The sequence below is a fragment of the Amycolatopsis sp. NPDC004079 genome (assembly GCF_040610415.1).
Classification (GTDB): Bacteria; Actinomycetota; Actinomycetes; order Mycobacteriales; family Pseudonocardiaceae; genus Amycolatopsis; species Amycolatopsis halotolerans.
Genome location: NZ_JBEXMH010000012.1, coordinates 65,156 through 88,948 on the forward strand (window position 1 = coordinate 65,156; position 23,793 = coordinate 88,948).

Below are 23,793 nucleotides of genomic sequence, written 5' to 3' on the forward strand. Positions count from 1 at the left end.
AGCCTCTGCCCCGTTCGGAAGGGTTGTCAATCGGATCGGTGAGTTATGCGGGGCGTGTTTCAAACCGGGGGTGGCGGTTATCAATGGCGGGATTGCTGGATAACGCCTTTGGGGTCGCGTCTGACGCGCCGCACGGCCCGCATGCGTCCCCTGGCGGGGCTGAGGATGCGCTGTTTTCTGGTGAGGTTGCCGCAGCTCCTCTCGTACGGGGTTGTTGAGGCGAAGGCACGGGTGGACAGGCTTGGGCGGATATCGCCGGGGCGGGAACGCTGCCTGATTCTTGGCTCGGGTGCCTCCCTCGGCGGCACCGGTTCACCGGAGACATCGCGATGGTGGCGACTCGGGGGAGAGATCGCGGCGGTACCGGTTCGGCGGAAGCATCGTGGCGCTGCCGGTGCGGCGGAAGCACCGTGGCGCTGCCGGTGCGGCGGAAGCATCGTGGTGGTGGCGGTGCGGCGGAAGCATCGCGGCGGCACTGGCTCGGCGGAGACATCGTGGCGCTGCCGGTGCGGCGGAGACATCGCGGCGGTACCGGTTCGGCGGAAGCATCGCGACGGTAGCGGCTCAGCGGAAACATCGTGGCGGCGCTCGGTTCCGCCGCCTCTTCGCCATTCGTCGGCGAACAGCCGGTGGCTGAGGATGCCGCATCCTGCCGCGCGGATTATGCGGCACTCGGCTGGTCCGCGATAACGTTGAGGCATGTGCGTTTCCACTGGTGCCGGGCGTCGGCGATGAGTGCGGCTCAGCGGGCCGACGCTCGGGAGAACCGGGAGCGGATCGTCGAGATCGCTCGCGAGGCGATCGCCGGTTCGGGGGAATTGCGGCTGAACGCGGTGGCCAAGTCAGCTGGTGTCGGGCAGGGGACGCTCTACCGGCACTTCCCGACGCGCGAGGACCTGCTTGCCGAGGTGTATCGGCAGGAGGTGGAGGAGCTGGTCGCGCTGGCTCCGGAATTGCTGTCCTCGCAAGGGCCGGTCGAAGCCTTGTCCCGGTGGTTCGACCGGATCGCCGAATACGCGCGAGTCAAGCGCGGCGTCTTCGCGGCGCTGGAAACCGCGGTGTGGAAAGGCTTGTCGGAAGAAAGCCATGGCCCGCTTGGCGACGCCATCACCCTGTTGCTCGACGCCGGAAAAGCCGAGGGGACCATCCGCCCCGACATCGACGCTCGCGACTTTTTCATCTTGTCGGGCTACCTGACCCGCCTGGACGAGGACGAGTGGGATTCCCGTGCTCGGCATCTCTTGGACGTGCTGTTGCAGGGAGTTCTTTCCCGCTGACCGGTCGGCGGAGAGAGGCGCGGCACGGCTGGAAGATCGGCGTGGACGAGACCAGCTTGCAGGACAACGGATTCACGCGCGACCGGCGATGATCGCGACGTGGCAGCCGAGGCGCGATGCGCAGTTGAGTGACATGGCGAGCGCAGAGTGGCAAGAGTCGTTTAAAAGCTACCGAAATTCAGCGCCCGATTCGGCCGACGGCCGCGGCGTGGGCTGTGGTGTCCATATTGGACGGGCCGCTCGCGGGTGCGGTCGGCCCGGTCCCCCAGAGTTCCCCAGTGGTGGTGCTGTTGGTGGTGCGGTTCAGGAGGCGACGGCCAGGCGGACCCGGCGGTCGCGGGCGTACGAGACCAGTTCTCGGACCTCGTCGGTGGTGATGATGCGGACTGCGTCTTCCAGGATCTCGGCCGTGGCCACCTGCAGGGGCCAGGAACGCAGGCCGGGAGCGGGTTCGTGCCAGAACCACTGGCCTTGGGAGAGATCTTCGGCGGCGACGGTCGGTGCCTCGGTGTTCATGCCTGCAGCCTAACTTGCACCACCGACAGAAAATCGCTCTACCGGACATCCCGGGACAACCCCGCAGGAAGCGCAAGGAGTGAATGCGGGTTCGGCGATGGTTCCTGCTGGTCGGGAGGATACGAGCGAGTTGCCGGGTGGCGTGGGTCACGCGGTCTCCCCGGTCAGCGGCGGAATCCGGTGGCCGGGTGCGAAAGGCAAGGGCCAGGTTAACCGGTCTCTCGCACAGCCGGGTTCAGGTGGATTTTGCACCGCCAGGCGGCCTGCCCTAGGCTTCGCCGGTCACCGCGCACACACCGGGGGTTTCCGGGACGAGAGGAACGGTGCGAATGGCTTTGCGCGACCCCGAGGCGTACCGCGACATCGACCTGCCGACGATTCTTCGCATGGAGCGCCGGCTTCCCTGGTACGGCTGGCCGCACCTGCCGTTGGGGCTGCTGGTCTGCGTGGCCGCGATCCTCGCCGCCTACCGGGTTCCGGTTTCGTATCACCTGACTACCGCGCTGGTCGCGGGCGGCGGGGTGGTCGGCGGGTTTTCCGGTTACGGCTGCGGGCTGGTCATGGTCAGCACGCCGGGCCTGGTCCAGACCGGGTACCTGAACTGGCGGCGCACCCGGGTGTCGCGGGCGTTGCTGATCGTGCTCGGCGGGTTGTCCGCGGTGTCGATGGCGGTCGTTGTCGCGTGCCATATTTCGTTGCTGGCGGGGGCTTCTGACCAGCATCCGTTCCAGCTTTCGGTGCAGGCCGGGTTGTATTTGGCGCTCGTGGTCGCCAACACCGTCCTCGCGGGGCTTGAGGCATGGCAGTTGTCGAAGATCCTGCGTGCGCCCGTGGCCGAGGCCGCCGCGGAACCGGCGGGGCCGGTGCGGGTTCGGCTCGGCTGACTGTCTACATCGGACTAACTCAGCGCCTGCGCAGCAGTACTTCTTGGGTGACTGAGGCGACTAGCCGTCCGTCGGTGGTGAAGAATTCGCCGTGAGTCAGGCCTCGGGTGTTCGCGTAGCTGGGGCTTTCCATGTCGAACAGCAGCCATTCGTCCGCGCGGAACGGGCGGTGGAACCACACTGCGTGGTCCAGTGAGGTCAGTTGCGGTTCGCCCGGGTCGTCTCGGTGGGGCAGCAGGGCGGTGCCTGCCAGGCGGATGTCGGAGATGTAGGTGAGCGCGCAGACGTGCGCCAGCGGGGCGTCCGGCAGTGCGTCTTTCGCTCGCACCCAGATCTGCTGACGCGGGCCGCGGCCGGTGTCGGGCAGGCCGGTTTCCGGGTTGCTGACGAAGCGGACTTCGATGGCGGACAGGACGATCGGCGAGCGGTCCTGTTCGACGACGCCTGCCTCGTCCGGAGCGGGGACGTCTGGCATCCGCGCCTGGTGCGCGCTGCTTTCCGCCTCGGTCTGGAACGACGCCGACAGACTGAAGATGCTCTCGCCGTTCTGGATCGCGACGACCCGGCGCGTGGTGAACGAACCGCCGTCGCGGGTGCGTTCGACCTCGTAGATGATCGGCATGTCGGTACGCCCGCCACGGATGAAATAGCCGTGCAGCGAGTGCACGTGCCGCGCGGTGGGCACGGTCGCGCCGGCCGCGGTGAGCGCCTGCGCCGCGACCTGACCGCCGAACGCCCGCTGCGGCGAACCCTGGTGGCACCAGCCGCGGAACAGGTTCAGCTCGAGCGGTTCGAGCTTCAGCAGCTGGTCTAGCCCGGTCCGGGCAGGATCGATCGTCGTCACCCGGCCAGTCTAAGCGCCTGCTCAGCTGCTCCGCGGGGTGAGCAGCGCCGCCACCGCGGCCGGATCCTCGACGTGCGCGTTGTGCCCGAGCCCGGACAGGACCACCGCCTCGGGAACAAGGGCGCGCAGCTGCTCGGGACGGCACACCGGATCGTTTTCGCCGGTGGCGAGCACCACCGGGCAGCGTGCGGCCGCCAGCAGTCTCGGCAGGTCCGGGCGGCCGACGCCGAAGGCGGGCGGGTCCAGGACCAGCCGCCAGCCGTCCGGGGTTTCGGTGACGCCGTCCGGGTCCGCCGGAGCCAGGCCGGTCAGTCCGGCGATCTTCAGATAGGCGGTTTCGGCCTCCTCTCGGGTTTCGAACAGCCGGGGCGGTCGGGCTGCCATCGCGGCGGCACGGGCAAGGTCGTCTTCGCTCCACTCGACCTTGATGCCCACCGCCAGCACGCTGCTGACATCGAGGCCGTAGCGGCCGCTCGCCAGCTCCAGCGCGACGACACCGCCGAGCGAATGGCCGACAACGGAGACCTGGCCGGGCTCGTCGAGAGCGTCGGCGACTGCTGCCGCGAGCGCCTCGAACGTGTACTCGGGCAGCCGCGGCGAGCCGCCGTGTCCGGGCAGGTCCGGCGCGAGCAGCCGCCGGTCGAGTTGGCCGGTCAAGCCGTCCCAGACCGCGCCGGTGGCGCCGAGCCCGTGCAGGAGCAGGACCGGCGGTTCGCCTTGTCCGGTGACGCGCAGCTTCAGCTTTTCCACCGGACGGATCTTTCCGCAGGCGGCGGTCTCGGGGCTAGGGTCGGAACGTGTCGAGTGCTGTCATCGCCGACCCGGACACCTACGTCACGGGCGTGCCTTACGACCTGCTTGCCCGTCTGCGCCGCGAAACGCCGGTGACGCGGATCGGCGACTTCTGGGCGGTGCTGCGCCACTCCGACGTGCGGCACGTGCTCCGCACCCCGGCGGTGTTTTCGTCGCAGCTCGGCGGCACCCAGATCCGCGACCCGGCCAGCGCCGAGGACCTGCGGTACGTGCGCCGGATGATGCTCAACATGGACCCGCCCGAGCACGGCAGGCTGCGCGGGCTGCTCACGAAAGCGTTCACCCCGCGCGCGGTCGGCCGGATCGCGGAGCGGATCGAAGGCTGGGCACATGATCTCGTCGCGGCGGTGGCCGATCGCGGCGAATGCGATTTCGCCAAGGACATCGCCGCGGATCTGCCACTGCTTACGCTCGCGGAGGTGTTCGGCGTTCCCGAGCAGGACCGTCGGCTGATGTTCGACTGGAGCAACCGCGTGATCGGCTTCCAGGACGCCGAATACGCGGTGAGCGCGACCGTCAAAGCCGACGACGTCACCGACCTCGCCCGTGCCGCGCTGGCCGTGCGTCCGGAACCCGGCCCGGACGGCCGGATGCCGGATCCGCGCAGCCGCGCCGGAATGCCGGATCTCTACGCCTACGCGCACGCGCTGGGCGAGCACAAACGCGAGCACCCCGGCGACGACGTGATGAGCAACCTGATGCAGCACGTGGACGACGACGGCGGCCGCGTGTCGATTGAGGAGTTCGAGAACCTTTTCTGGTTGTTTTCCGTAGCTGGCAACGAAACCCTGCGCAACGGCCTGCCCGGCGGGATGGCCGCGTTGCTCGCGCATCCGGAGCAGTACCGCAAGCTTCTCGACGACCGGAGCCTGCTGCCCGGCGCGGTCGAAGAGATGCTGCGCTGGCACACGCCGGTGATGCACTTCCGCCGCACCGCGACGCAGGACACCCGACTGTCCGATGTGGACATCAAGGCCGGGGACAAGGTGGTGGTGTGGTTCTCCTCGGCCAATCGCGACGAGACGGTCTTTCCCGATCCTGATGTCTTCGACGTGACGCGCGCGCCGAGCGAACACCTGACGTTCGGCCACGGCCCGCACTTCTGCCTCGGTTCGCACCTCGCGCGGATGCAGGTGCGCGCGTTGTTCGCGGCGGTGTTCGACCAGCTCGGCGAGGTCCGGCTCGCGGGCGAACCCCGCCGGCTGCGGTCGAACTTCCAGAACGGGCTCAAAAGCCTCCCGATCCGCTGGGACTGACCGGCTCAGCCGAAGCCGACGAGCGAAAGCCAACGGTCCAGGTACCCCGTGTCGCCGCTGCGGTGCGCGGTCTCCGACGACAGCCTGCCGTAGACCATCAGCAGGAGATCGCCAAGCGGCGCGGCCACGGTGACCGCTGCGTCCGCCGGCGGGCCCGGGTGCCAGGCCAGCTGATCGCCGGTGAGATCGACCGTCCAGGACTCCGCGTGGTCTGTCGGCGCGAGGTGGATCGTGCGGTCCGGGCCGAGCAGTTCGCGGCGTTCCGGGACGTACTCCAGCAACTGCGGCAGCGACCCGAGTTCCAGCCATTCCTCCATCGCGTCGTGCGCGACCTCCAGCGTGACGGTGAATTCCCCGCCCGCGGCCAACGTCGCGTCGGCGCGGTGGATCAGCGTCTCGTTCATGAACCGGCGTGCGTAGAACGCTGCTCGCGGCGGGCCGTTCGGGACCGGCGTGAACACCTCCGCGTCCGGCCCTGCTTCGCGCAGCGTCGCGGCCAACGTCTTGGCCCCGTCCACGAGCCACGACGCCGGGCGCGGGGTGTCCACCGGATTCCGCAGTTCGTCGTCCGGCAGCCAATGGTCGGCCCGCGTGCGCACTGTTTCCTCCGCCCACCGGTGACCGGTGCTGACGTGATCGAGCAGTTGCCCGAGGTTCCACGCCGGGCACGCCGCGACCCGCGCCGTCCGGTCCGCGCCTTCGACGGCCGCGGCGAGCAGTTCCGTCTGCCGCACGATCTCCGCGCAACGCTCGTGAAAGTCCATCGGGTGTCCTCTCCGGTTCAGTTTCGCTGACACCCGACAGTCGGGGCCGACGCGGCCATCCAGACACCGCAGCGGAAGAACCCGGGTTACTCCACGCTCCAGGCGTCTCCCCATTCCGCGTCGCGAGCGGCGCGGTAGCGCACGCCGTGCCGCTTCGACACGACAGTGCCGGGCGCGAGCCCGTCGACTGTGCAGAGGTCGAGCTGCACGAACCCCTTGTGCTTGCGCGGATGCCGGATGATCCGGGCCGACGGACGGTCGACCGGTGCCGACGTGGACGCCACGTACGAATACTTTTCGTCCTCGAAGCCCAGCGTGCCGGACTTGATCCGCCGGTGCACCCCGCTTCGGGGTAACCGGGCGGAAAAGTGGCACCAGTCTTCTCCCGGCTTGATCGGGCAGGCGTCGTCGTGCGGGCATGGCGCCACCACACTGCGGCCCATCTCGCGCAGCACCTCGCGAGCCTCGCGGATCCGCTCGAATCCGGCCGGCGTTCCGGGCTCGATGAGCACGACGGTTCCGGCTTTCGCGGTGAGCCATCGAACGACGTCGGCCCGGCCGCGTTCGGGCAGTTCGCCGAGGACGTACGAGAGAGTGACCAAGTCGGCTTCCGGTGCGGCTGACGCGGAATCGACCAGCCCGCGCTGCCAGACCGCGGTGCGGACGGCCGGCTCGTCGGACTTGGCCGCCAGCTTGCGTCCCAGTGCCAGCGCGGCCGCCACCTGCTCCAGGACAGTGCACTTCTCCAGCGACGGCCAGACGTCGGCCGCTGCCCACACCGCCGCTCCGGTGCCGCCGCCGATGTCGACGTGCGTCTTCGGAGCGAACCCGGGCGCGGCGGCAGCCACCTCGCCCAGCACCGCGCTGACTGCCGCGTACGTCGCTGGCATCCGGTACCCGGCGTACGCGGCGACATCCAGCTCCGAAGAGAGGATCGGCGAGCTTGCCGAGTCGCCTTGTCGATAACGCTTGCTGAGCCGGTCCACGGCCTGCGCGAGCCGGGATTCGGGGAACCGGCCGAGCTCTTCGTCGAGGGCGGCGCGGAGAGGTTCGGGGAGTACTGCCACGGACGACGATTCTCCCACGCCTGTTTTGTCCGCCGAAGTTCGCCTGACCTGCTAGTTTCGCGACCGGGAAAAAAGTTTGGGGACGGTGTCGATCCGGCCGCGGCCCGTTCGACGCAGGGGTGAAGGCAAGCCGAGAGCGAAGGGGTACCGAAGATGCGATTCATGGTGATCATGAAGGCCAGCGAAGAGAGCGAAGCGGGCCAGATGCCGAGCACCGAACTGCTCGCCGAGATGGGCAAGTTCAACGAGGAACTCGTGCGGGCCGGCGTGATGCTCGCGGGCGAGGGACTGGCTCCCAGCTCCCAGGGTGCCCGGGTGAAGTTCTCCGGCGACAGCGAGCCCAGCGTGGTCGACGGTCCGTTCGCCGAGACCAAGGAGCTGATCGCCGGGTTCTGGATCCTCCAGGTGCGTTCGCTCGAGGAAGCGGTGGAGTGGATCAAGCGCGTGCCCAACACCGACGGCGCGCACCACGAGATCGAGATCCGGCGGATCTTCGAGGCCGACGACTTCGGCGACAACCTCACCCCGGAACTGCGGGAGGCCGAAGCGAAGCTGCGCGAGCAGGCTGCGCAGAACTGATGCGGTTCATGGTGCTGGTGAAAGCCAGCAAGGAATCCGAAGCGGGAGCCGCGCCCAGCGCCGAGTTGATCGAGCAGATGGGCCAGTTCAACACGGAACTCGCCGAATCCGGCCACCTCGTGCAGGCCGCCGGGCTGACTCCCAGCTCGGCCGGCGCCCGGCTGCTGTGGTTCGACGGGGACGCGGAGCCCAGCGTCGTCGACGGTCCGTTCGCCGAGACCAAGGAACTGGTCGCGGGCGTGTGGATTCTGGAGGGGGAGTCGCTCGCCGAGATCGTCGAGCTGATGAAGCGGGCGCCCAACCCGGACCGGCAGGCGGGCACCGTCGAGATCCGCCCGATGGCGGGCGAGCTCTGACTCCGCGCCCGCCCGAGGGTTGCCTCGGGCGGGCCGGCCCGGTCTGATGGGCCGGTGGACACGCGAAGTGCGGTAGAGGCCGTTTGGCGGATCGAGTCGGCGCGGGTGATCGCTGGCCTCGCTCGGATGACCCGCGACGTGGGCCTCGCCGAGGAATTGGCCCAGGACGCGCTCGTCGCCGCGCTCGAACAGTGGCCGGAGACCGGCGTGCCGCGCAACCCGGGCGCCTGGCTGATGACGATCGCGAAGCGGCGGGCCATCGACCTGTTCCGGCGCAACGAAACCTTCGGCCGCAAGCTCGACGAAATCGGCCGGGAGGCCGAACAGCTCGGCGAGGGCGTGCTGCCCGACTTCGACGCCGTGCTCGACGACGAGCAGATCGAGGACGACCTGCTCCGACTGGTGTTCACCGCGTGTCACCCGGTGCTGTCCACCCAGGCGCGGGTGGCGCTCACGCTGCGCATGCTCGGCGGGCTCAGCACCGACGAGATCGCCCGCGCCTTTCTGGTGAAGGAATCCGCTGTCGCGCAACGCATCGTGCGGGCGAAGAAGACGCTCGCCGAGGCCAAGGTGCCGTTCGAGACACCGGTCGGCGACGAGCGCGTCGCGCGGGTGCCCGCCGTGCTCGAAGTGATCTACCTGATCTTCAACGAGGGCTACTCCGCCACGCGCGGCGACGACTGGATGCGGCCCGCGCTGTGCGAGGACGCATTGCGGCTCGGCCGGGTGCTGGCCGGTCTGATGCCGGCCGAACCGGAAGTGCACGGCCTGGTGGCGCTGATGGAGATCCAGGCGTCTCGCTCGGCGGCGCGCACCGGTCCGAACGGCGAACCGGTGCTGCTGATGGACCAGGACCGCAGCCGCTGGGACCGCCTGCTGATCCAGCGCGGCCTCACCGCGCTGGCCCGGTCCGAACGGCTGGCGGACGGCACGTACGGGCCGTATTCCGCGCAGGCCGCGATCGCCGCGTGCCACGCCGTGGCGGTCACGCCGGACGAGACCGACTGGGCGCGCATCGCGGCGCTGTACGCGGGACTGGCGCAGCTCACGCCGTCTCCGGTGATCGAGCTGAACCGGGCCGTCGCGGTCTCGATGGCCGAGGGACCGGAAGCCGGGCTGGCGCTGGTGGACAAATTGCTGACGGAGCCCGCGCTGAAGAACTACCACCTGCTGCCGAGCGTGCGCGGCGACTTTCTGTACAAGCTCGGCCGCCGGGACGAGGCGCGCGCCGAGTTCGAGCGCGCGGCGAAGATGACCGGCAACGAGCGGGAGCGCGCGCTGCTTCTGGAGCGGGCCGAGTCGTGCAGCAAGCTGGAAGCGGGAACGAGGTAACTGGGCGGCACCGTGCGGTGCGAGGGTGATCTCCATGCCGGGAACGGTCCACCACCGGCCCGACAATTCCCGGGACCGCAGGCAGCCATCCCCAGGGTTGTCCACAAGTCGACACGGCTGTGGATAACCTGTTTCCGCTGGCAGGAGCCGCAACAACCGCCAAGAAAACCCGATCCGGTGAAAGACTCAGCGGTTGCGCACGTACCCCAGCCGCATCGACAACGCCGCCGCCGTCCCGGCCACCGTCGCGCCCAGTTCGTCCGCCCGGCGCATCACCCGAGGCGCTGGCCCGGCGACGCTGATCGCCGCGATCGGACGGCCCGAATGGTCCCGCACGGCCGCCGCGACACAGCCGACGTCCGGCTCGTTCTCCAGGTCGTCCACGGCCCAGCCGCGACGCCGGGTGCGCGCCAGCTCGTCCAGCAGCCGGACCGGGTCGTTGATGGTCTTGAGGGTGAGGCTGTCCAGCTTCATCCGGCGCACGCGCTCCACCCGGTCGGCCTCCGGCAACGCGGCCAGCCAGGCCTTGCCCAGCGACGTCGCGTGCTGCGGCCGCCGAGTGCCGAGGCGGCAGGAGAGCGTTACCGCGCTGGCGCTGCGTTCGGTCGCGACGTAGACCATCGCGTCGTTGTCCGGCACCGCGAGGTACGTCGTCTCCCCGGAGCGTTCGGCCAGCGCGGTGAGATACCGCGGCGCGCAGCGGTGCAGGTCGGTCGCCGCCATCGCGCGGGCGCCCAGTTCGACCAGCCGGGTGCCGAGCCGCACGCGTCCGGTGACGGTGTCCGCCTCCAGGTACTCCAGCCGCTTCAGGGTGCCGACGATCCGGTACGCGGCGCTGCGCGAAAGGCCCAGTTGCCGGGCGAGCGCGTTCGTGGAGATCTCCTGGTGCTGCCCGACGTGTTCGAGCACCGCCAGCCCGCGCTCCAGGGTGCCGCTTTGGTCCAGCCCGCGTACTGCTGCGTCCACGTTCGCCCTCCGCCTGTCGCTCTGCGTTCCCGGTCACCGGTGCGTGGTGCCATCAAGCGGGGTTGGACGCTAACACCTCCGATGTATAGACGGAAGATCTTGACCGATCTCTGTCATTCGGCAAGGTCAAGGTTGCGCCGAATGGTTCAACCTCCGATCGGTAAGACTGCTTACAAAGGGTAACGGAGACTGGAGTCACCCTCTCAGGAAAATCACAGCGCTCGTGCCGCACGGTTTGTCGTGATGCCAACACGTCTGCGCACCCGGGCGTCGGTCGCCGCCGGGCGGCTGACCGCGTGGTTTTCCCGTACCGCCCGGCTGGGCCGCGGCGGGGTGATCGGCGGCCGCGTCACGCTGCGGCTCGACCCCAAGGCGCTGCGCAGGCTCGGCCGCGATCGCACGGTCGTGATCATTACCGGTACGAACGGCAAAACCACCACGTCGCTGATGCTGACCCGGGCGCTCGAAGCGCTCGCCGAGGTCGCGCACAACGGCGACGGCGCGAACATGCCCGACGGTTTGGTGGCCGCGCTCGCCGCCGCCCCGGAAGCGCCGTACGCGGTGCTGGAAGTGGACGAAACCTACGTTCCGTGGGTGGCCGAGCAGGTGCAGCCCGCGGCGCTCGTGCTGCTCAATCTCAGCCGGGACCAGCTCGACCGGGTCGGCGAGGTCCGGATGATGGAGCGCGATCTCCGCGCCGCGTTCGCCGGGCTGTCGCGCACGGTCGTGGTCGCGAACTGCGACGACGTCCTGGTCACGTCCGCGGCCTCGGCGGCGGCCCGCCCGGTGTGGGTCGGCACCGGACGGCGCTGGTCGGGCGATTCCGTCTCCTGTCCCCGCTGCGGCGGCGCGATCACCCACACCGATCGCGAATGGCGCTGTGCGGTCTGCGCTTTCGCCCGCCCGGAGCCGACCTGGAACCTCGACGGCGACCTGGTCCACACTCCTGGCGGCCGGCAAGTGGACCTCGACCTGCGGCTTCCCGGAGAGGCCAACCGGGCCAACGCCGCTCTCGCGCTCGCCGCCGCGCACTGCGTCGGCGTGCCGCCGCACACCGCCGCGGCCCGGCTCCGCACCATCACTGACATCGGCGGGCGCTACCGCACGATTCGCCGCACCCGGCACTCGGTACGGCTCATGCTTGCGAAAAATCCGGCTGGATGGGCCGAAACGTTGCGTGTGCTCGACGAGGACACCCCGGTCGTTGTCGCGGTCAACGCGCACGAGGCGGACGGTCGCGACCTGTCGTGGCTCTGGGACGTGCACTTCGAGCGCTTGCGCGGCCGTCAGGTCGTCGTCGCCGGCGAGCGGTGCGCGGACCTCGCCGTGCGGCTTTGCTACGCCGAGGTGCCGCATTGGTCGGCCCCGGACCCGGTCAGCGCGATCGACACGCTGCCGCCGGGCGGGGTCGAGCTCGTCGCGAACTACACCGCCTTCCGTGACCTGGTCGACCGGTTGCCTGATGTCTGATTCGACCGTCGGCATCGGCCTGCTGCTGCCCGAGGTACTGGGGACGTACGGCGATTCCGGCAACGCACAGGTGCTCTGCAAACGCTTGCAGTGGCGGGGTTACGACGCCGAGGTGGTGCCGGTCTCGCTCGACTCCGAAGTACCGTCCACTTTGGACCTTTACCTGCTCGGCGGCGGCGAGGACATGGCGCAGGTGCTGGCCGCGGACTTCCTGCGCGACTCGGCGGGGCTGCGGAGTGCGGCGGACGCGGGCCGTCCGGTGTTCGGGGTGTGCGCTGGCCTGCAGATCCTGGGCACGCGCTTCCGCGGCGTCGACGGCGTCGACCACGCCGGGCTGGGGCTGCTCGACCTCGTCACCGGGCCGTCTCAGCAGCGCGCGGTGGCCGAGCTGATCGTCGAACCGAACCTGCTCGAGACGCCGTTGACCGGCTTCGAGAACCACCAGGGTTCGAGCGTGCTCGGTCCGGGCAGCGCGCCGCTCGGCCGTGTCGTGCGGGGCACCGGCAACGGCGACGGCACCGAGGGCGCGGTCACCGACCACGTCGTGGGCACCTACCTGCACGGCCCGGCGTTGGCGCGCAACCCCGAGCTCGCTGACCTGCTGTTGTCGTGGGTGCTGGGCCACGCGCTGAAGCCGTTGGACCTGTCTGAGGTCGACACGCTGCGCACGGAACGGCTGGCCGCACGCCGCGCCCGATGACGTCACTCCGCGCTCGTTACGCTGCGTGCGTGAGAATTCTCGCTGCAGCAGGCGTCCGGATGCGGACAACCGGGGTTGCCGTCCTCGCGCTCGCGCTTGCCATCGCGACCGCGTGCGTCGTCGTGGTGCTCCTGCTGCAGCAGTCGCTCGACCGAAGCGTCACCGAAAGCGCGCGCAGTACCGCGCGGCAGGTTGCCGTCCAACTCGTGCGCGCGGGCGCGCGAGACCTGTCGCCAAGCGACGTCGCGAGCACTGGCGACACTGAAGCCGTCACACAGGTCCTCGGGCCGCGAAGCACACCGATCGCGAGCGACCCGGCGATTGTCGGCCGTCCGGCCATCACCGCTGCGCGCCCGGCCCCCGGGCAGGAAACCGTCGAAACGCTGCCGCTCGGCTTAGACGGCGACGGCAGCGACTACCGCCTGGTCTCGGAGGGCGTCAACGGGCCGGGCGGACCGTTCACCGTCATCTCGGCACGATCGCTTGAGCCAGTCACCGAAGCGTCTGCGCGGCTTACGCTGCTACTAGGGCTGATTTCGCTGCCACTGCTCGGTATCGCGGGCTTCGCGGTGTACCGCTCTGTCGGGTCCGCACTGCGACCGGTAGAGCGGATGCGGCGCACTGTCGCCGAGATCTCGACGCGCGACCTCGCATTGCGCGTACCGCTGCCTCCTGGCGGCGACGAGGTGCACCGGCTCGCTGTCACGCTCAACGAGATGCTCGAACGGCTCGGGTCGGCGCAGGCCGCGCAACGCCGTTTCGTCGCCGACGCGAGTCACGAGCTGCGCTCACCACTGTCGACCATCAGCACCGCGCTCGACGTTTCGAACCAGCACCCGGAGACCACCGACGAACTGGTACCCGTGATCACTCGCGAGACTGCGCGCCTGCGAGAGCTGGTTGACGACCTTCTGATGCTCGCGCGCACCGACGACGCCACGGATCGGCCCGCGCGCACTGAAGTCGATCTAGACGACATCGTCCGTGCCGAAGCTGAACGCGTACGCGGCGAAGCGGCTGTCGAGATCGAAGTGCGCGCACGACCGGCGAAGGTGCGCGGCAGCGAGGCGCAACTGCGTCGCGCCGTACGCAACCTCGTCGACAACGCGTGCGGGCACGCGCGCGAGCGGATCCGGATTGCGAGTTCGGTGCAAGATGAGATGGTCGTCGTGGAGGTGAGCGACGACGGCCCGGGCGTCGCCGAGGAGGACCGGGAGCGAGTGTTCGAGCGGTTTGTGCGGCTGGACGCGTCACGCCGGCGCGGCGGCACCGGACTGGGCCTGTCGATCGTGGCCGGTATCGCGGCCCGGCACGGCGGCCGCGCGCGGTACGTCGACGTGGCCGACCCGAGCTACCCGGGCGCGCACTTCGTGATCGAACTGCCGAGCATCGAACTGCCCCGGATCGAGGAGGACTGAGCATGCGGTTGCTGATCGTGGAGGACGAGCTGGAGTTCGCCGAAACCCTTCGCCGCGGCCTGGTCGCCGAGGGGTTCACGGTGAACGTCGCGCACACCGGCCGGGACGGGCTCTGGTCGGCGATGGAGCACGATTACGACGCCGTGGTGCTCGACATCATGCTTCCCGAGCTTTCCGGCTATGAGGTGCTGAAACGCTTGCGGGCGGCGGAGAATTGGACGCCGGTGCTGATGCTCACGGCGAAGGACGGCGAGTACGACGAGGCGGACGCATTCGACCTCGGCGCGGACGATTATCTTTCGAAACCGTTCTCGTTCGTCGTTTTGCTGGCTCGGCTGCGGGCGCTGCTTCGCCGGGGTGCGCCCGCTCGTCCGGCGGTGCTGACCGCTGGGGATCTGCAGCTCGACCCGGCCGCGCGCACTGTCCACAGGGGAGAGACGCGCATCGAGTTGACCGCCCGCGAGTTCGGGTTGCTGGAATTCTTGCTGCGCAGGCAGGGGGCGGCGTTGACCAAGAACGAGATTCTCGGTCACGTGTGGGACGCGCATTACGAGGGCGACGAGAACGTGGTCGAGGTTTACGTCGGATATTTGCGGCGGAAGATCGACGCGCCGTTCGGGACGCGGACGATCGAGACAGTGCGCGGGGTGGGGTATCGGCTCGTCGGATGAGCGGGCACGTCGTTTTCCTCAATGGCACGTCCAGTTCCGGCAAATCGAGTATCGCGACGGAGTTGCTGGAATTGCTGCCGGGGACGTATTTCTCGGTATCCAGGGGCTCGGTGCACGCCCGCTGCGATTACGACCTCGAATGCGAAACGTCAGTGCACAGTTCCAGGGAATGCGCACAAATCATCGCGGACTTCCCCGGTTAAACCAGTGAAATCGCCGCCACCGCTCGGACCACGGCAGTGCACCGATCCTCGACATACTCCAACCCGGCGTCAGAAGCGATCTGCCGAGCCTCCGCCGACACGATCCCCTGCTGCAACCACAACGCCTTAGCCCCGATCGCAACCGCGGAACGGGCGATGTCCGGCGCTTCCTCGGCCGGACGGAAGACGTCCACCAAATCCACCGGCTCCGGAATCTCCTCCAGCGACCGGTACGCCTTCTCCCCGAGCAGTTCGGTCGCCGACGGATGCACCGGAATGACCCGGAACCCGTGCGCCTGCAGGGAAGCCGGTACGCCGTGCGCGGCCTTGCTCGGGTCGCGGCTCAGTCCGACAACCGCGATCGTGCGTGCGCTGGCAAGGATTTCTTCGGGCTTCATACTCTCCTCAACATCCCAGCACAGCCAGGGATTCCACGACAGTCACAGCCGCCACAACCGCAGGCCGCGGACGCGATAGACCGGCCAAAGCACCTGCCACGGCGACCGTCGCAGAAATGCGGAACTGCACACCAGAACATTGCGTGCGACGGTGGACGCGACCTCGTGCCGGTCCGGCCATGCTTCGCCGCGGGCGCCGAGCGCGAGGCGAAAGACCGTCAGCAGACCGCGTCCCTGCACGTCATAGCGGGCACCGGTGTCCCCTGGGTCGGGAAGGAGACGGGCGATTTCGACTCGGAAAGCCTGAACAACAGCCGTACCCGCTGGTACATCGGCAACGCTGCCCGCGATCGCGCGGCCGTGCAGCCGACGCGCGAATCGCGTGAGCAGCCGTCGCTCCCACCAGGGCAGCAAGCGGCGGTGAGCCAGCAACGCGGCACACTCGCCGTGGCCGAGGGCGAAAACCTCGGCGAGGTCGTCGTACCGGCTCACCGCGGTCGGCTCCGCCAGATGCAGCCGCACCTCGAAGCGGGCCTGCGCGATCAGTTCGTCGATCGCTTCCCGCCGGTCGAGCCGTGCTTTCCGCCGCGAAGCCGCCCAGTCGCCCATGGGCCCACACTCTGAACCCGGCGACGCATCGAGTCCAGTGGTTCAGCCGATCTTCGACCCGTACATCTCGCCGAGGTCGTCCGCGATCAGTTCGATCCGGGCGCCGTCCGGGTCGGCGAAGTAGATCGACGTGCCGCTCTCTTCCTGGTACTTCACGCCGGCCGCGTCGAGCCGGGAGCGCGCGCCCGCCCAGGATTCCGGGGTGAGCGACAGGGCCAGGTGGTGCAGCCCGCCGAGCACCTCCGCGTACGGGCCGAGGTCGAGGCCGGGCAGGTCGAAGAACGCGACCGCGTTGCCGTTGCCGACGTCGAAGAAGAAGTGGCTCGACCCCGGGTAGTCGCGGTTTTCGATCAGCTCCGTGAGCGGGAACCCGAGGATGTCCTGGTAGAAGGTGATCGTCCGCTCGACGTCGCTGGACAGCAGCGCGGTGTGGTGGATGCCGCGGCCCACGGTCGCCGGGCGCTCCGCGGCGGGGTGCAGGTGCTGGTCCCGCAGCCGGTCGCGGGCCTGCGCGAGCTGGGCGACTTCGGTCTCGGTGGGTGCCATTTCGGGTCACGTCCTCTCTGGGAGCCAACACGGGGAACGGTACGCCGACAAACTCTCGCGCGCAAGAGGTTAGCGAGCGAGAGAAGTAATCCGTACCGGTGAATGGAACGAACGGGTTGGCTCAAGCGGCGCGGTCAGGCAAAGTCCGTCCCGTGGAACCCGCTGAGCTGCAGGACGCCGTCGCGCTGCTGACGAGCGCGTACGAGCGCCACGAGCCGATCGATCCGCTCGTGAAGACCTTCCCCGACGGCACCATCGAAGACGCCTACCGCGTTCAGCAGGAGCAAGTCCGCGCGTGGGTGGCGGCGGGCGACGTGGTGCGCGGCCACAAGGTCGGCCTCGCCTCCGCCGCGATGCAGCGCCAGATGGGCGTGAACCAGCCCGACTTCGGGCACCTCACCAGCTCGATGTTCCTGCTCGAACACCAGCCGATCCCGACGACGCGGTTCCTGCAGCCGCGCATCGAACCGGAGATCGCGTTCGTGCTCGGCGCGCCGCTGCGCGGTCCGGGCGTGACCGTCGCCGACGCCGTCCGCGCGGTCGACTTCGTGCTTCCGTCGCTGGAGATCGTCGATTCCCGGGTCCGCGACTGGAAAATCTCGATCTTCGACACCGTCGCGGACAACGCGTCGTCCGGCGGCGTCATCCTCGGCAGCAGCCCGACCAACCTGCGCGACGTCGACCTGCGGCTCGCCGGCTGCACGCTGCACGTCAACGGCCGGCTCGCGGCCACCGGCGCGGGCGGCGCGGTGCTGGGTTCGCCGATCAACGCACTCGTGTGGCTGGCCAACACCGTCGGCCCGCTCGGCGTGACGCTGGAGCCCGGCCACGTCGTACTGCCCGGTTCGATGACCGCCGCGCAGACCGTCCGCCCCGGCGACACCGTCGTGGCGACCATGGCCGGCCTGGGCAGCGTGACCGCGGTGTTCGCTCCGGAGGAGGAAAAGTGACCGCCGATATCGTTGCCGCAGCGCAGGAACTGCTCAACCGGACGGAAGAGAGCGCGCAGCTCACCGACACCTGGCCGGACCTCGACCTCGCCACCGCCTACGCGATCCAGGACGAAGCCCTGCGGCTGCGTCAGGAACGCGGCGAGACGCTGATCGGGGTGAAGCTCGGGCTGACGTCGCGGGCGAAACAGCAGCGGATGGGCGTCGTGGAACCCCTGCTCGCGTGGCTGACCGACGCGATGGTGCTGCCCGCGGGCGCGCCGACGCCGCAGCTCATCCACCCGCGCGCGGAGCCGGAACTGGTGTTCGTGCTCGGCGAGCGGCTCGCCGGTCCGGGTGTCACCGCGGCTACCGCTCTTGGCGCGGTTTCCCAGGTATACGGCGGAATCGAGATCATCGACAGCCGGTACCGCGACTACCGCTTCACGCTGCCGGACGTCGTCGCGGACAACGGCTCCTCGGCGCTGTTCGGGCTCGGCTCGGTCGGCCGTACACCGTCCTCTTTGGACCTTTCGCTGGAAGCCGCGTTGCTCGAAGTGGACGGTCAGATCGTCGACACCGCGACCGGTGCCGCCGTACAGGGACACCCGGCCGAGGCGTTGGCGTTGGCGGCGAATTCCTTGGCCGCGCGCGGATTGGCGCTGGAACCGGGCTGGCTCGTGCTGACCGGCGGGATGACCGACGCCGTCGAACTGCGCCCCGGATCCCGCGTCGCCGCGCACTTCTCGAACCTGGGCTCGGTGACGATCAGCGGGTAGCGAGCCGCTTGATCCCGGCGATCACGCGCGGCCACACCTCGCGCGGCAGGTCGTGTCCCATGCCGGGCACGAGGTCGAGGTCGGCACCCAGCGCGCGGGCGGTCGCGCGGCCGCCGGACACGTTCACCAGCGGGTCGGCCGTACCGTGAATCACCAAGGACGGCAAGGAAAGCCGGCGCAGATCGGCGGTCCGGTCGCGGGAGGACAGGATCGCGGCGAGCTGCCGGAACACGCCTGCCGGGTTGAGGCCGCGGTCGTACGTGCGTTCCGCGCGCTGGCGGAAATGGTCCTCGTCGAACACGTAACCGGGTGAGCCGATCAGCCTCGACGTGCGCACCAGTTGAGTCACGTAGTCCTCGCGCGTACGCGGCCCCGGGGCCAGCATCGCGAGCGCGGCGCGCGGGCTGGGCAGGCCGACGGTGCGCGCGCCGGTGGTCGACATGATCGAGGTCAGCGTCCGCACCCGCCGCGGGTGCCGGATCGCGAACTCCTGCGCGATCATCCCGCCCATCGACGTGCCGACCACATGCGCGCTCTCGATGTCGAGTGCGTCGAGCAGCTTGCCCGCGTCGTCGGCCAGATCGCCGAGCGAGTACGGCGCGGATCGCAGGAGGTACGCGAGCGGAAGGCTGGCCCGGCCGGTCCACCACTGCGAGCGCCCGACGTCGCGGTTGTCGAACCGGTGCACGTGGAAGCCGGCCTCGGCGAGCTGGGCGCAGAACTCGTCGTCCCACCAGATCATCGGCGCGGCGAGGCCCATCACCAGCAGCAACGGCGGCGCGGACGGATCGCCGAACGATTCGTGGCACAGGGTGATGCCGTCTGCTTCGAGGGTCTGCTCGGTCATGGGGTCAGTCTCGCGCACTCCGGAGGTAGCGGGCACGGAGGAACGGGCGGAAATCGTCGTCGGACCCGAGCCAGACGTCGATTTCGTGGGTGAGGACGTCCCCTTCCGGGGTGATCCGGTGGATCGCGACGCCGCGTTCGGTCTGCTTTTCGAGGCGCAGGGTGCCGTCGCGCCAGCCGCCGCGTGCGGGAGACGCGGGCGGGAAGCCGTAGCTGTCGAAGCCGAACCACAGCGTGTCGCCAGTCGCCGGGTCGACGGTGAAGACGTGGTGTCCCAGCATGCGTGTGCCGTCTTCACGGGTCTGGACGTAGTCCTCCAGCACGGCGAATCCGTCGAGCGCGCGGCGGTAACTGCAGGTCGCGGTGGCGGTCGCGGCGGGAGCCCAGGGCGCGGCGGCGAGTTCTTCGGTGCCCGACCAGTCTCCGACGAGTGCGGCAAGGGCTTCGTGCGCGGCGCCGACGACGGGCATTTCCATGAGTGTCCCCCTAGGCTTCGACAGGTACCTGTCGAAGTGGAACACTAGCACGCATGCCATCGAGGACGCCCCGCGCGGAAAGCCTTACCCAGCTCGTCAATGAGGTCTTCGTGGCTAACGGCGCGCTGTTGGCCGCAGGCGACGCACTCACCGCGGAAGCGGGCTTGACTGCTGCGCAATGGCAGGTCGTCGGCTTCCTCGAAGACGGTCCCGCCACCGCGGCGGAGCTGGCCCGGCGGCGCGGACTGCGGCGGCAAAGCGTGCAGGAGACGGTGAATCGCCTGCTGCGAGACGGAATGCTCTCCCGTGCCGACAATCCGGCGGACGCCCGCGCGCCCCTGCTGCGGCTGACCGCCAAAGCGCGGGCCGCGCTGCGAATCCTGGGCTCGAGGCAGGCCGAATGGGCGGACGGCGTCGCTTCAGGCCTGTCCGAGAAAGACATCGAGACGACCCTGCGCACACTTCGCGCGTTGCGCGATCTGGTCTGAGCGGAGCGCGGGTAGTACTCTCCCGCTAGAGCGATCTATCAAATCGCAAGGGGGCGAGCGGCATGGACGTTCTGCACGAGAAGGGACTCGGCCCGCTGCGGGTGATTCTGGCGTTCACCCTGGTCAGCACGGTCCTGCACTACACCCACAACCTCGTGCGCGCCGCCGACTACCCGCAGGTGCCGGGCATCAGCGTGCCGGTCGCGCAGGTCGTGGTGGCCTTGAGTTGGGTCGTCTTCACCGCGTTCGGCGCGCTCGGTTATCGCGCCTACGTGCGCGGCCGGTACTGGCGGTCGCTGGCGTTCCTGCTGGTCTACTCGCTGTCCGGGCTGGCGAGCGCGGGGCACTTCCTCGTCGGCGTCCCGCGGGTCCCGGCGTTCTGGTTCGCGACGATCTTCACCGACACGTTCGCGGCGATCGCGCTGTGGGTATTCGCGTGCTGGGCGACCATGCGGCTCAACCGGGTGAGCGTCGCCGGGCAAATGTCTACACAACATTGACGTTCGTTGAAACTGTGTAGACACTCGGAGGCGTGACCACCACCACACCCGTCACCTTCGAGCGGCATCCGGACACTTACCGGCACTGGCGGCTGACCGTCGACGGCGAGGTCGCCTGGCTGGAGATGGATGTCGACGAACAAGGCGGCCTCGTGCCCGGGTACGAGCTGAAGCTGAACTCGTACGACCTCGGCGTGGACATCGAGTTCTACGACGCCACCCAGCGGCTGCGGTTCGAACATCCGCAGGTGCGCGCGGTGATCGTGACGAGCGCCAAGGACAAGGTGTTCTGCGCCGGGGCCAACATCCGGATGCTCGCCGCGTCGCCGCACGAGTGGAAGGTGAACTTCTGCAAGTTCACCAACGAGACCCGCAACGGCATCGAGGACGCGACCGAGTTCTCCGGCCAGACCTACGTCGCGGCGGTGAACGGCAGCTGCGCCGGCGGTGGTTACGAGATCGCGCTGGCCTGCGAAAAGATCCTGTTGGTGGACGACAACTCGTCCACCGTCGCGCTGCCCGAGGTGCCGCTGCTCGGCGTGCTGCCCGGTACCGGCGGGCTGACCCGGGTGGTCGACAAACGGCGCGTCCGCCGGGACCTCGCGGACGTGTTCGCCACGCGGCCGGACGGGGTCAAAGGCCGGACCGCGGTCGACTGGCGGCTGGTGGACGAGCTGGTGCCGCGCGTCGGGTTCCGCGAGAAGGTGCTGTCACGGGCGCACGACCTGGCCGCCGAATCCGACCGGCTTCCTGCCGAACAGGGAATCGAACTCGCGCCGCTGGAGCCGTCGATCACCGACGACGGAATCGAGTACCGGCACGTTCGTGTCGCGTATGACCGGCCGAACTCGCTGGTCACGCTCACCGTGCTCGGCCCGGAAGGCGAACCGCGGCTCGACGGCTGGCTGCTGCGGCTGACCCGCGAGCTGGACGACGCGATCCTGCGGCTGCGCACGAACGAACCGGACCTCGGCACCTGGGTGTTGCGCACCGAGGGCGATCCGGAGGCGGTGCTCGCGCACGAGGAGGTCGTGCTCAGCGGGAAAGACTGGCTGAGCAACGAAATCCTGCACTACTACAAGCGCACGCTGAAGCGGCTGGACGTCACCAGCCGCACCTTGATCGCGTTGATCGAGCCGGGCAGCTGCTTCGCGGGCTCGCTGGTGGAGCTGGCCTTCGCGGCGGATCGGCAGTATCTGCTGGACGGGCCGCCGATCGACAACGAAGATTCGCCGGAACGCGCGTCGATCACCTTGTCGGAAGCCAATTTCGGCGTCTTCCCGATGGGCAACGGCCTGACCCGGCTCGAGTCGCGGTTCTACGGCGACGACGACCACCTGACGTGGCTGGCCCGCGAACGCGACCGTGCGCTGAGCGCCGCCGAGGCCGTCGAACTCGGCCTGGTCACCGACGCTCCGGACGACCTCGACTGGGAGGACGAGATCCGGATCGCGCTGGAAGGCCGTGCGTCGCTGTCGCCGGACGCGCTCACCGGGATGGAGGCGAACCACCGGTTCGTCGGCCCGGAAACGATCGAAACCAAGATCTTCGGGCGGCTGACCGCCTGGCAGAACTGGATCTTCACCCGACCGAACGCCTCCGGTCCCGAGGGCGCACTGCGGCGCTACGGCACCGGTCAGAAGGCGGTCTTCGACAGGAAGCGGGTCTGAACCGATGCCCGAAAAGATCGACTACGACGCCAAAATCCCGAACAACGTGCACCTCGCCGACGATCGAAGGCTGCAGCGCGCGCTCGAGGGCTGGCAGCCGAAGTTCATGAACTGGTGGGGCGAAATGGGCCCCACGCTGGAAACCGAGGGCGTGTACCTGCGCACCGCGGTGAGCGTCGGCCGCGACGGCTGGGCGCACTTCGACCACGTCAACGTGCCGGATTACCGCTGGGGCATCTTCCTCGCCGAGCGGGAACAGGACCGGCGGATCGCGTTCGGCGAGCACGCCGGCGAACCGGTGTGGCAGCAGGTGCCCGGCGAGTACCGCGCCGACCTGCAGCGGCTGATCGTGATCCAGGGCGACACCGAACCGGCGTCGGTCGAACAGCAGCGGTTGCTCGGGCTCACCGCGCCGTCGCTGTACGACCTGCGCAATCTCTTCCAGGTGAACGTGGAGGAGGGGCGGCACCTGTGGGCGATGGTGTACCTGCTGCACGCGTACTTCGGCCGCGAAGGCCGGGACGAGGCCGAGGGCCTGTTGCTGCGCAACTCCGGCAGCCCGGACGCGCCGCGCATCCTCGGGGCGTTCAACGAGGAGACCGCCGACTGGCTCGCCTTCTACATGTTCACGTACTTCACCGACCGCGATGGGAAATACCAGCTCGGCACGTTGAAGGAAAGCTCGTTCGACCCGCTGTCGCGCACCTGTGAGTTCATGCTCAAGGAGGAGGCGCACCACATGATGGTGGGCACCACCGGCGTCGACCGGGTGGTGCTGCGCAGCGCGGAGCTGATCCGCGAGCACGACACGTACGACATCGCCTCGCACGGTGGGATTCCGCTGGAGGTGATCCAGCGGTATCTGAACTTCCACTACACGGTGTCGCTCGACCTGTTCGGCAGCGAGACGTCGACGAACGCGGCGAACTACTACACCGCCGGGCTCAAGGGCCGCTGGCAGGAGGCGCGGCGCAAGGACGACCACAAACTCACCGAGGATGCCCGCCTGCTCGACCGCCCGCGCGACGACGGGACCTGGACGTCCGATGAACTGCAGGCCATCCTGCTGCTGAATCTCGACCTGCGCGGCGAGTACACGGCGGACTGCCAGACCGGGGTCAACCGGTGGAACAAGATCCTGAGCGACGCCGGGATCGACTTCCGGTTCGCGTTGCCGCACCCTGGTTTCAACCGCGAGGTGGGCATAAACTCCGGCCACCACGTCACCCCGGACGGCAGCATCGTCGACGAGGCGACGTGGGAGGCAGCGCGGCACAAATGGCTGCCGACGGCCGAGGACCTGACGTTCGTCCGGTCGCTCATGCACCCGGTGTACGAGCGCGGGAAGATCGCCAGCTGGGTCGCGCCGCCGAGGCAGGGCATCAACGGAAAACCTTTCGACTACGAGTACGTGTACCTCACCTGAGGGGGCACCG

The 23,793-nt window shown here is 69.0% G+C and carries 28 protein-coding genes; 17 read left to right on the forward strand and 11 right to left on the reverse strand.

The window, feature by feature from the left end; all coding sequences use genetic code 11:
- The first annotated feature begins 731 nt into the window (after positions 1–731).
- Positions 732–1,277: a TetR/AcrR family transcriptional regulator gene (locus ABZX37_RS15420; protein WP_354740062.1), complete on the forward strand. Its 546-nt coding sequence runs from the start codon at positions 732–734 to the stop codon at positions 1,275–1,277.
- Between the two features lie 303 nt (positions 1,278–1,580).
- Here ABZX37_RS15420 and ABZX37_RS15425 read toward each other — a convergent pair whose 3' ends face one another.
- The gene (locus ABZX37_RS15425) at positions 1,581–1,793 is read right to left on the reverse strand and encodes a hypothetical protein (RefSeq protein WP_344265227.1); all 213 of its coding nucleotides are present in this window, start codon (positions 1,791–1,793) and stop codon (positions 1,581–1,583) included.
- A gap of 329 nt (positions 1,794–2,122) precedes the next feature.
- On the opposite strand from ABZX37_RS15425, the gene ABZX37_RS15430 reads away from it, so the two are divergent.
- Entirely contained in the window at positions 2,123–2,677 is a 555-nt protein-coding gene (locus ABZX37_RS15430) for a hypothetical protein (RefSeq protein WP_354739862.1), read from the forward strand.
- 19 nt (positions 2,678–2,696) lie between these two features.
- Here ABZX37_RS15430 and ABZX37_RS15435 read toward each other — a convergent pair whose 3' ends face one another.
- Both ABZX37_RS15435 and ABZX37_RS15440 read right to left on the reverse strand, forming a co-directional pair.
- Positions 2,697–3,521: an acyl-CoA thioesterase II gene (locus ABZX37_RS15435; RefSeq protein WP_354739864.1), complete on the reverse strand. Its 825-nt coding sequence runs from the start codon at positions 3,519–3,521 to the stop codon at positions 2,697–2,699.
- A 21-nt stretch (positions 3,522–3,542) separates the two neighbouring features.
- Positions 3,543–4,271 carry an alpha/beta hydrolase gene (locus ABZX37_RS15440; RefSeq protein ID WP_354739866.1) on the reverse strand — a complete coding sequence of 243 codons (729 nt, stop codon included), beginning with the start codon at positions 4,269–4,271 and terminating at the stop codon, positions 3,543–3,545.
- 47 nt (positions 4,272–4,318) lie between these two features.
- On the opposite strand from ABZX37_RS15440, the gene ABZX37_RS15445 reads away from it, so the two are divergent.
- Entirely contained in the window at positions 4,319–5,590 is a 1,272-nt protein-coding gene (locus tag ABZX37_RS15445) for a cytochrome P450 (RefSeq protein ID WP_354739868.1), read from the forward strand.
- A 5-nt stretch (positions 5,591–5,595) separates the two neighbouring features.
- On the opposite strand, the gene ABZX37_RS15450 is transcribed toward ABZX37_RS15445, so the two are convergent.
- Positions 5,596–6,354, reverse strand: coding sequence for a maleylpyruvate isomerase family mycothiol-dependent enzyme (locus ABZX37_RS15450; RefSeq protein ID WP_354739870.1), 759 nt, complete (start codon positions 6,352–6,354; stop codon positions 5,596–5,598).
- Between the two features lie 86 nt (positions 6,355–6,440).
- Positions 6,441–7,421, reverse strand: a complete 981-nt coding sequence (locus ABZX37_RS15455) for a small ribosomal subunit Rsm22 family protein (protein WP_354739872.1) — start codon at positions 7,419–7,421, stop codon at positions 6,441–6,443.
- A 153-nt stretch (positions 7,422–7,574) separates the two neighbouring features.
- Between ABZX37_RS15455 and ABZX37_RS15460 the strand changes: the two genes are divergently transcribed.
- From ABZX37_RS15460 to ABZX37_RS15470, 3 genes are read left to right on the forward strand one after another with little or no spacing between them, the layout of a single operon-like run.
- Positions 7,575–8,000 carry a YciI family protein gene (locus ABZX37_RS15460; RefSeq protein ID WP_354739874.1) on the forward strand — a complete coding sequence of 142 codons (426 nt, stop codon included), beginning with the start codon at positions 7,575–7,577 and terminating at the stop codon, positions 7,998–8,000.
- Entirely contained in the window at positions 8,000–8,356 is a 357-nt protein-coding gene (locus ABZX37_RS15465; RefSeq protein WP_354739876.1) for a YciI family protein, read from the forward strand. The genes ABZX37_RS15460 and ABZX37_RS15465 overlap by 1 nt, the downstream gene beginning before the upstream one ends.
- A gap of 54 nt (positions 8,357–8,410) precedes the next feature.
- Entirely contained in the window at positions 8,411–9,688 is a 1,278-nt protein-coding gene (locus tag ABZX37_RS15470; RefSeq protein WP_354739878.1) for an RNA polymerase sigma factor, read from the forward strand.
- A gap of 186 nt (positions 9,689–9,874) precedes the next feature.
- On the opposite strand, the gene ABZX37_RS15475 is transcribed toward ABZX37_RS15470, so the two are convergent.
- Positions 9,875–10,654 (reverse strand): IclR family transcriptional regulator, encoded by a 780-nt coding sequence (locus ABZX37_RS15475; protein WP_078870254.1) that lies wholly within the window; start codon positions 10,652–10,654, stop codon positions 9,875–9,877.
- Between the two features lie 243 nt (positions 10,655–10,897).
- Here ABZX37_RS15475 and ABZX37_RS15480 point away from each other — a divergent pair, with 243 nt between their 5' ends.
- From ABZX37_RS15480 to ABZX37_RS15500, 5 genes are read left to right on the forward strand one after another with little or no spacing between them, the layout of a single operon-like run.
- Complete coding sequence (locus tag ABZX37_RS15480) at positions 10,898–12,124, forward strand: MurT ligase domain-containing protein (RefSeq protein WP_354739880.1); 1,227 nt, start codon at positions 10,898–10,900, stop codon at positions 12,122–12,124.
- Complete coding sequence (locus ABZX37_RS15485; protein ID WP_354739882.1) at positions 12,117–12,824, forward strand: glutamine amidotransferase; 708 nt, start codon at positions 12,117–12,119, stop codon at positions 12,822–12,824. Before ABZX37_RS15480 ends, ABZX37_RS15485 begins: the two co-directional genes overlap by 8 nt.
- 29 nt (positions 12,825–12,853) lie before the next feature.
- The gene (locus tag ABZX37_RS15490; protein WP_354739884.1) at positions 12,854–14,242 is read left to right on the forward strand and encodes a HAMP domain-containing sensor histidine kinase; all 1,389 of its coding nucleotides are present in this window, start codon (positions 12,854–12,856) and stop codon (positions 14,240–14,242) included.
- Positions 14,243–14,244: 2 nt separating this feature from the next.
- The gene (locus tag ABZX37_RS15495) at positions 14,245–14,913 is read left to right on the forward strand and encodes a response regulator transcription factor (RefSeq protein ID WP_009084133.1); all 669 of its coding nucleotides are present in this window, start codon (positions 14,245–14,247) and stop codon (positions 14,911–14,913) included.
- Positions 14,910–15,116 (forward strand): hypothetical protein, encoded by a 207-nt coding sequence (locus ABZX37_RS15500; protein ID WP_354739887.1) that lies wholly within the window; start codon positions 14,910–14,912, stop codon positions 15,114–15,116. The genes ABZX37_RS15495 and ABZX37_RS15500 overlap by 4 nt, the downstream gene beginning before the upstream one ends.
- Here the strand turns inward: ABZX37_RS15500 and ABZX37_RS15505 are convergent.
- From ABZX37_RS15505 to ABZX37_RS15515, 3 genes are read right to left on the reverse strand one after another with little or no spacing between them, the layout of a single operon-like run.
- Positions 15,113–15,514, reverse strand: coding sequence for a CoA-binding protein (locus ABZX37_RS15505; protein ID WP_354739888.1), 402 nt, complete (start codon positions 15,512–15,514; stop codon positions 15,113–15,115). The genes ABZX37_RS15500 and ABZX37_RS15505 overlap by 4 nt on opposite strands.
- A gap of 42 nt (positions 15,515–15,556) precedes the next feature.
- Positions 15,557–16,123, reverse strand: coding sequence for a hypothetical protein (locus tag ABZX37_RS15510; RefSeq protein WP_354739890.1), 567 nt, complete (start codon positions 16,121–16,123; stop codon positions 15,557–15,559).
- 42 nt (positions 16,124–16,165) lie between these two features.
- On the reverse strand, positions 16,166–16,669 hold the full coding sequence (locus tag ABZX37_RS15515; protein WP_354739892.1) for a VOC family protein: 504 nt from the start codon (positions 16,667–16,669) through the stop codon (positions 16,166–16,168).
- Positions 16,670–16,821: 152 nt separating this feature from the next.
- Between ABZX37_RS15515 and ABZX37_RS15520 the strand changes: the two genes are divergently transcribed.
- Both ABZX37_RS15520 and ABZX37_RS15525 read left to right on the forward strand, forming a co-directional pair.
- A complete protein-coding gene (locus ABZX37_RS15520; RefSeq protein ID WP_354739894.1) occupies positions 16,822–17,619 on the forward strand; it encodes a 2-keto-4-pentenoate hydratase in 798 nt (265 codons plus the stop codon).
- Positions 17,616–18,377, forward strand: coding sequence for a fumarylacetoacetate hydrolase family protein (locus ABZX37_RS15525; protein WP_354739896.1), 762 nt, complete (start codon positions 17,616–17,618; stop codon positions 18,375–18,377). Before ABZX37_RS15520 ends, ABZX37_RS15525 begins: the two co-directional genes overlap by 4 nt.
- Here ABZX37_RS15525 and ABZX37_RS15530 read toward each other — a convergent pair.
- Together ABZX37_RS15530 and ABZX37_RS15535 are read right to left on the reverse strand one after the other, a co-directional pair.
- On the reverse strand, positions 18,367–19,224 hold the full coding sequence (locus tag ABZX37_RS15530; RefSeq protein WP_354739898.1) for an alpha/beta hydrolase: 858 nt from the start codon (positions 19,222–19,224) through the stop codon (positions 18,367–18,369). The genes ABZX37_RS15525 and ABZX37_RS15530 overlap by 11 nt on opposite strands.
- A gap of 4 nt (positions 19,225–19,228) precedes the next feature.
- Positions 19,229–19,693, reverse strand: a complete 465-nt coding sequence (locus ABZX37_RS15535) for a DUF1579 family protein (RefSeq protein WP_354739900.1) — start codon at positions 19,691–19,693, stop codon at positions 19,229–19,231.
- Between the two features lie 59 nt (positions 19,694–19,752).
- Between ABZX37_RS15535 and ABZX37_RS15540 the strand changes: the two genes are divergently transcribed.
- From ABZX37_RS15540 to boxB, 4 genes are all read left to right on the forward strand, one after another.
- Entirely contained in the window at positions 19,753–20,187 is a 435-nt protein-coding gene (locus tag ABZX37_RS15540; protein ID WP_354739902.1) for a MarR family winged helix-turn-helix transcriptional regulator, read from the forward strand.
- A gap of 62 nt (positions 20,188–20,249) precedes the next feature.
- Complete coding sequence (locus tag ABZX37_RS15545) at positions 20,250–20,687, forward strand: hypothetical protein (RefSeq protein ID WP_354739904.1); 438 nt, start codon at positions 20,250–20,252, stop codon at positions 20,685–20,687.
- A 32-nt stretch (positions 20,688–20,719) separates the two neighbouring features.
- Positions 20,720–22,357 (forward strand): 2,3-epoxybenzoyl-CoA dihydrolase, encoded by a 1,638-nt coding sequence (gene boxC / locus ABZX37_RS15550; protein WP_354739906.1) that lies wholly within the window; start codon positions 20,720–20,722, stop codon positions 22,355–22,357.
- Between the two features lie 4 nt (positions 22,358–22,361).
- Entirely contained in the window at positions 22,362–23,783 is a 1,422-nt protein-coding gene (boxB, locus tag ABZX37_RS15555; protein ID WP_354739907.1) for a benzoyl-CoA 2,3-epoxidase subunit BoxB, read from the forward strand.
- Positions 23,784–23,793 lie beyond the last annotated feature (10 nt).

Excerpts from the sequence above, each read along its gene's own strand:
- ABZX37_RS15420 (WP_354740062.1), top strand. The coding sequence starts at position 732 with ATGAGTGCGGCTCAGCGGGCCGACGCTCGGGAGAACCGGGAGCGGATC.
- ABZX37_RS15425 (WP_344265227.1), bottom strand. The coding sequence starts at position 1,793 with ATGAACACCGAGGCACCGACCGTCGCCGCCGAAGATCTCTCCCAAGGC.
- ABZX37_RS15430 (WP_354739862.1), top strand. The coding sequence starts at position 2,123 with ATGGCTTTGCGCGACCCCGAGGCGTACCGCGACATCGACCTGCCGACG.
- ABZX37_RS15450 (WP_354739870.1), bottom strand. The coding sequence starts at position 6,354 with ATGGACTTTCACGAGCGTTGCGCGGAGATCGTGCGGCAGACGGAACTG.
- ABZX37_RS15460 (WP_354739874.1), top strand. The coding sequence starts at position 7,575 with ATGCGATTCATGGTGATCATGAAGGCCAGCGAAGAGAGCGAAGCGGGC.
- ABZX37_RS15465 (WP_354739876.1), top strand. The coding sequence starts at position 8,000 with ATGCGGTTCATGGTGCTGGTGAAAGCCAGCAAGGAATCCGAAGCGGGA.
- ABZX37_RS15480 (WP_354739880.1), top strand. The coding sequence starts at position 10,898 with ATGCCAACACGTCTGCGCACCCGGGCGTCGGTCGCCGCCGGGCGGCTG.
- ABZX37_RS15485 (WP_354739882.1), top strand. The coding sequence starts at position 12,117 with ATGTCTGATTCGACCGTCGGCATCGGCCTGCTGCTGCCCGAGGTACTG.
- ABZX37_RS15495 (WP_009084133.1), top strand. The coding sequence starts at position 14,245 with ATGCGGTTGCTGATCGTGGAGGACGAGCTGGAGTTCGCCGAAACCCTT.
- ABZX37_RS15500 (WP_354739887.1), top strand. The coding sequence starts at position 14,910 with ATGAGCGGGCACGTCGTTTTCCTCAATGGCACGTCCAGTTCCGGCAAA.
- ABZX37_RS15505 (WP_354739888.1), bottom strand. The coding sequence starts at position 15,514 with ATGAAGCCCGAAGAAATCCTTGCCAGCGCACGCACGATCGCGGTTGTC.
- ABZX37_RS15510 (WP_354739890.1), bottom strand. The coding sequence starts at position 16,123 with ATGGGCGACTGGGCGGCTTCGCGGCGGAAAGCACGGCTCGACCGGCGG.
- ABZX37_RS15515 (WP_354739892.1), bottom strand. The coding sequence starts at position 16,669 with ATGGCACCCACCGAGACCGAAGTCGCCCAGCTCGCGCAGGCCCGCGAC.
- ABZX37_RS15530 (WP_354739898.1), bottom strand. The coding sequence starts at position 19,224 with ATGACCGAGCAGACCCTCGAAGCAGACGGCATCACCCTGTGCCACGAA.
- ABZX37_RS15535 (WP_354739900.1), bottom strand. The coding sequence starts at position 19,693 with ATGCCCGTCGTCGGCGCCGCGCACGAAGCCCTTGCCGCACTCGTCGGA.
- ABZX37_RS15540 (WP_354739902.1), top strand. The coding sequence starts at position 19,753 with ATGCCATCGAGGACGCCCCGCGCGGAAAGCCTTACCCAGCTCGTCAAT.
- ABZX37_RS15545 (WP_354739904.1), top strand. The coding sequence starts at position 20,250 with ATGGACGTTCTGCACGAGAAGGGACTCGGCCCGCTGCGGGTGATTCTG.
- boxB (WP_354739907.1), top strand. The coding sequence starts at position 22,362 with ATGCCCGAAAAGATCGACTACGACGCCAAAATCCCGAACAACGTGCAC.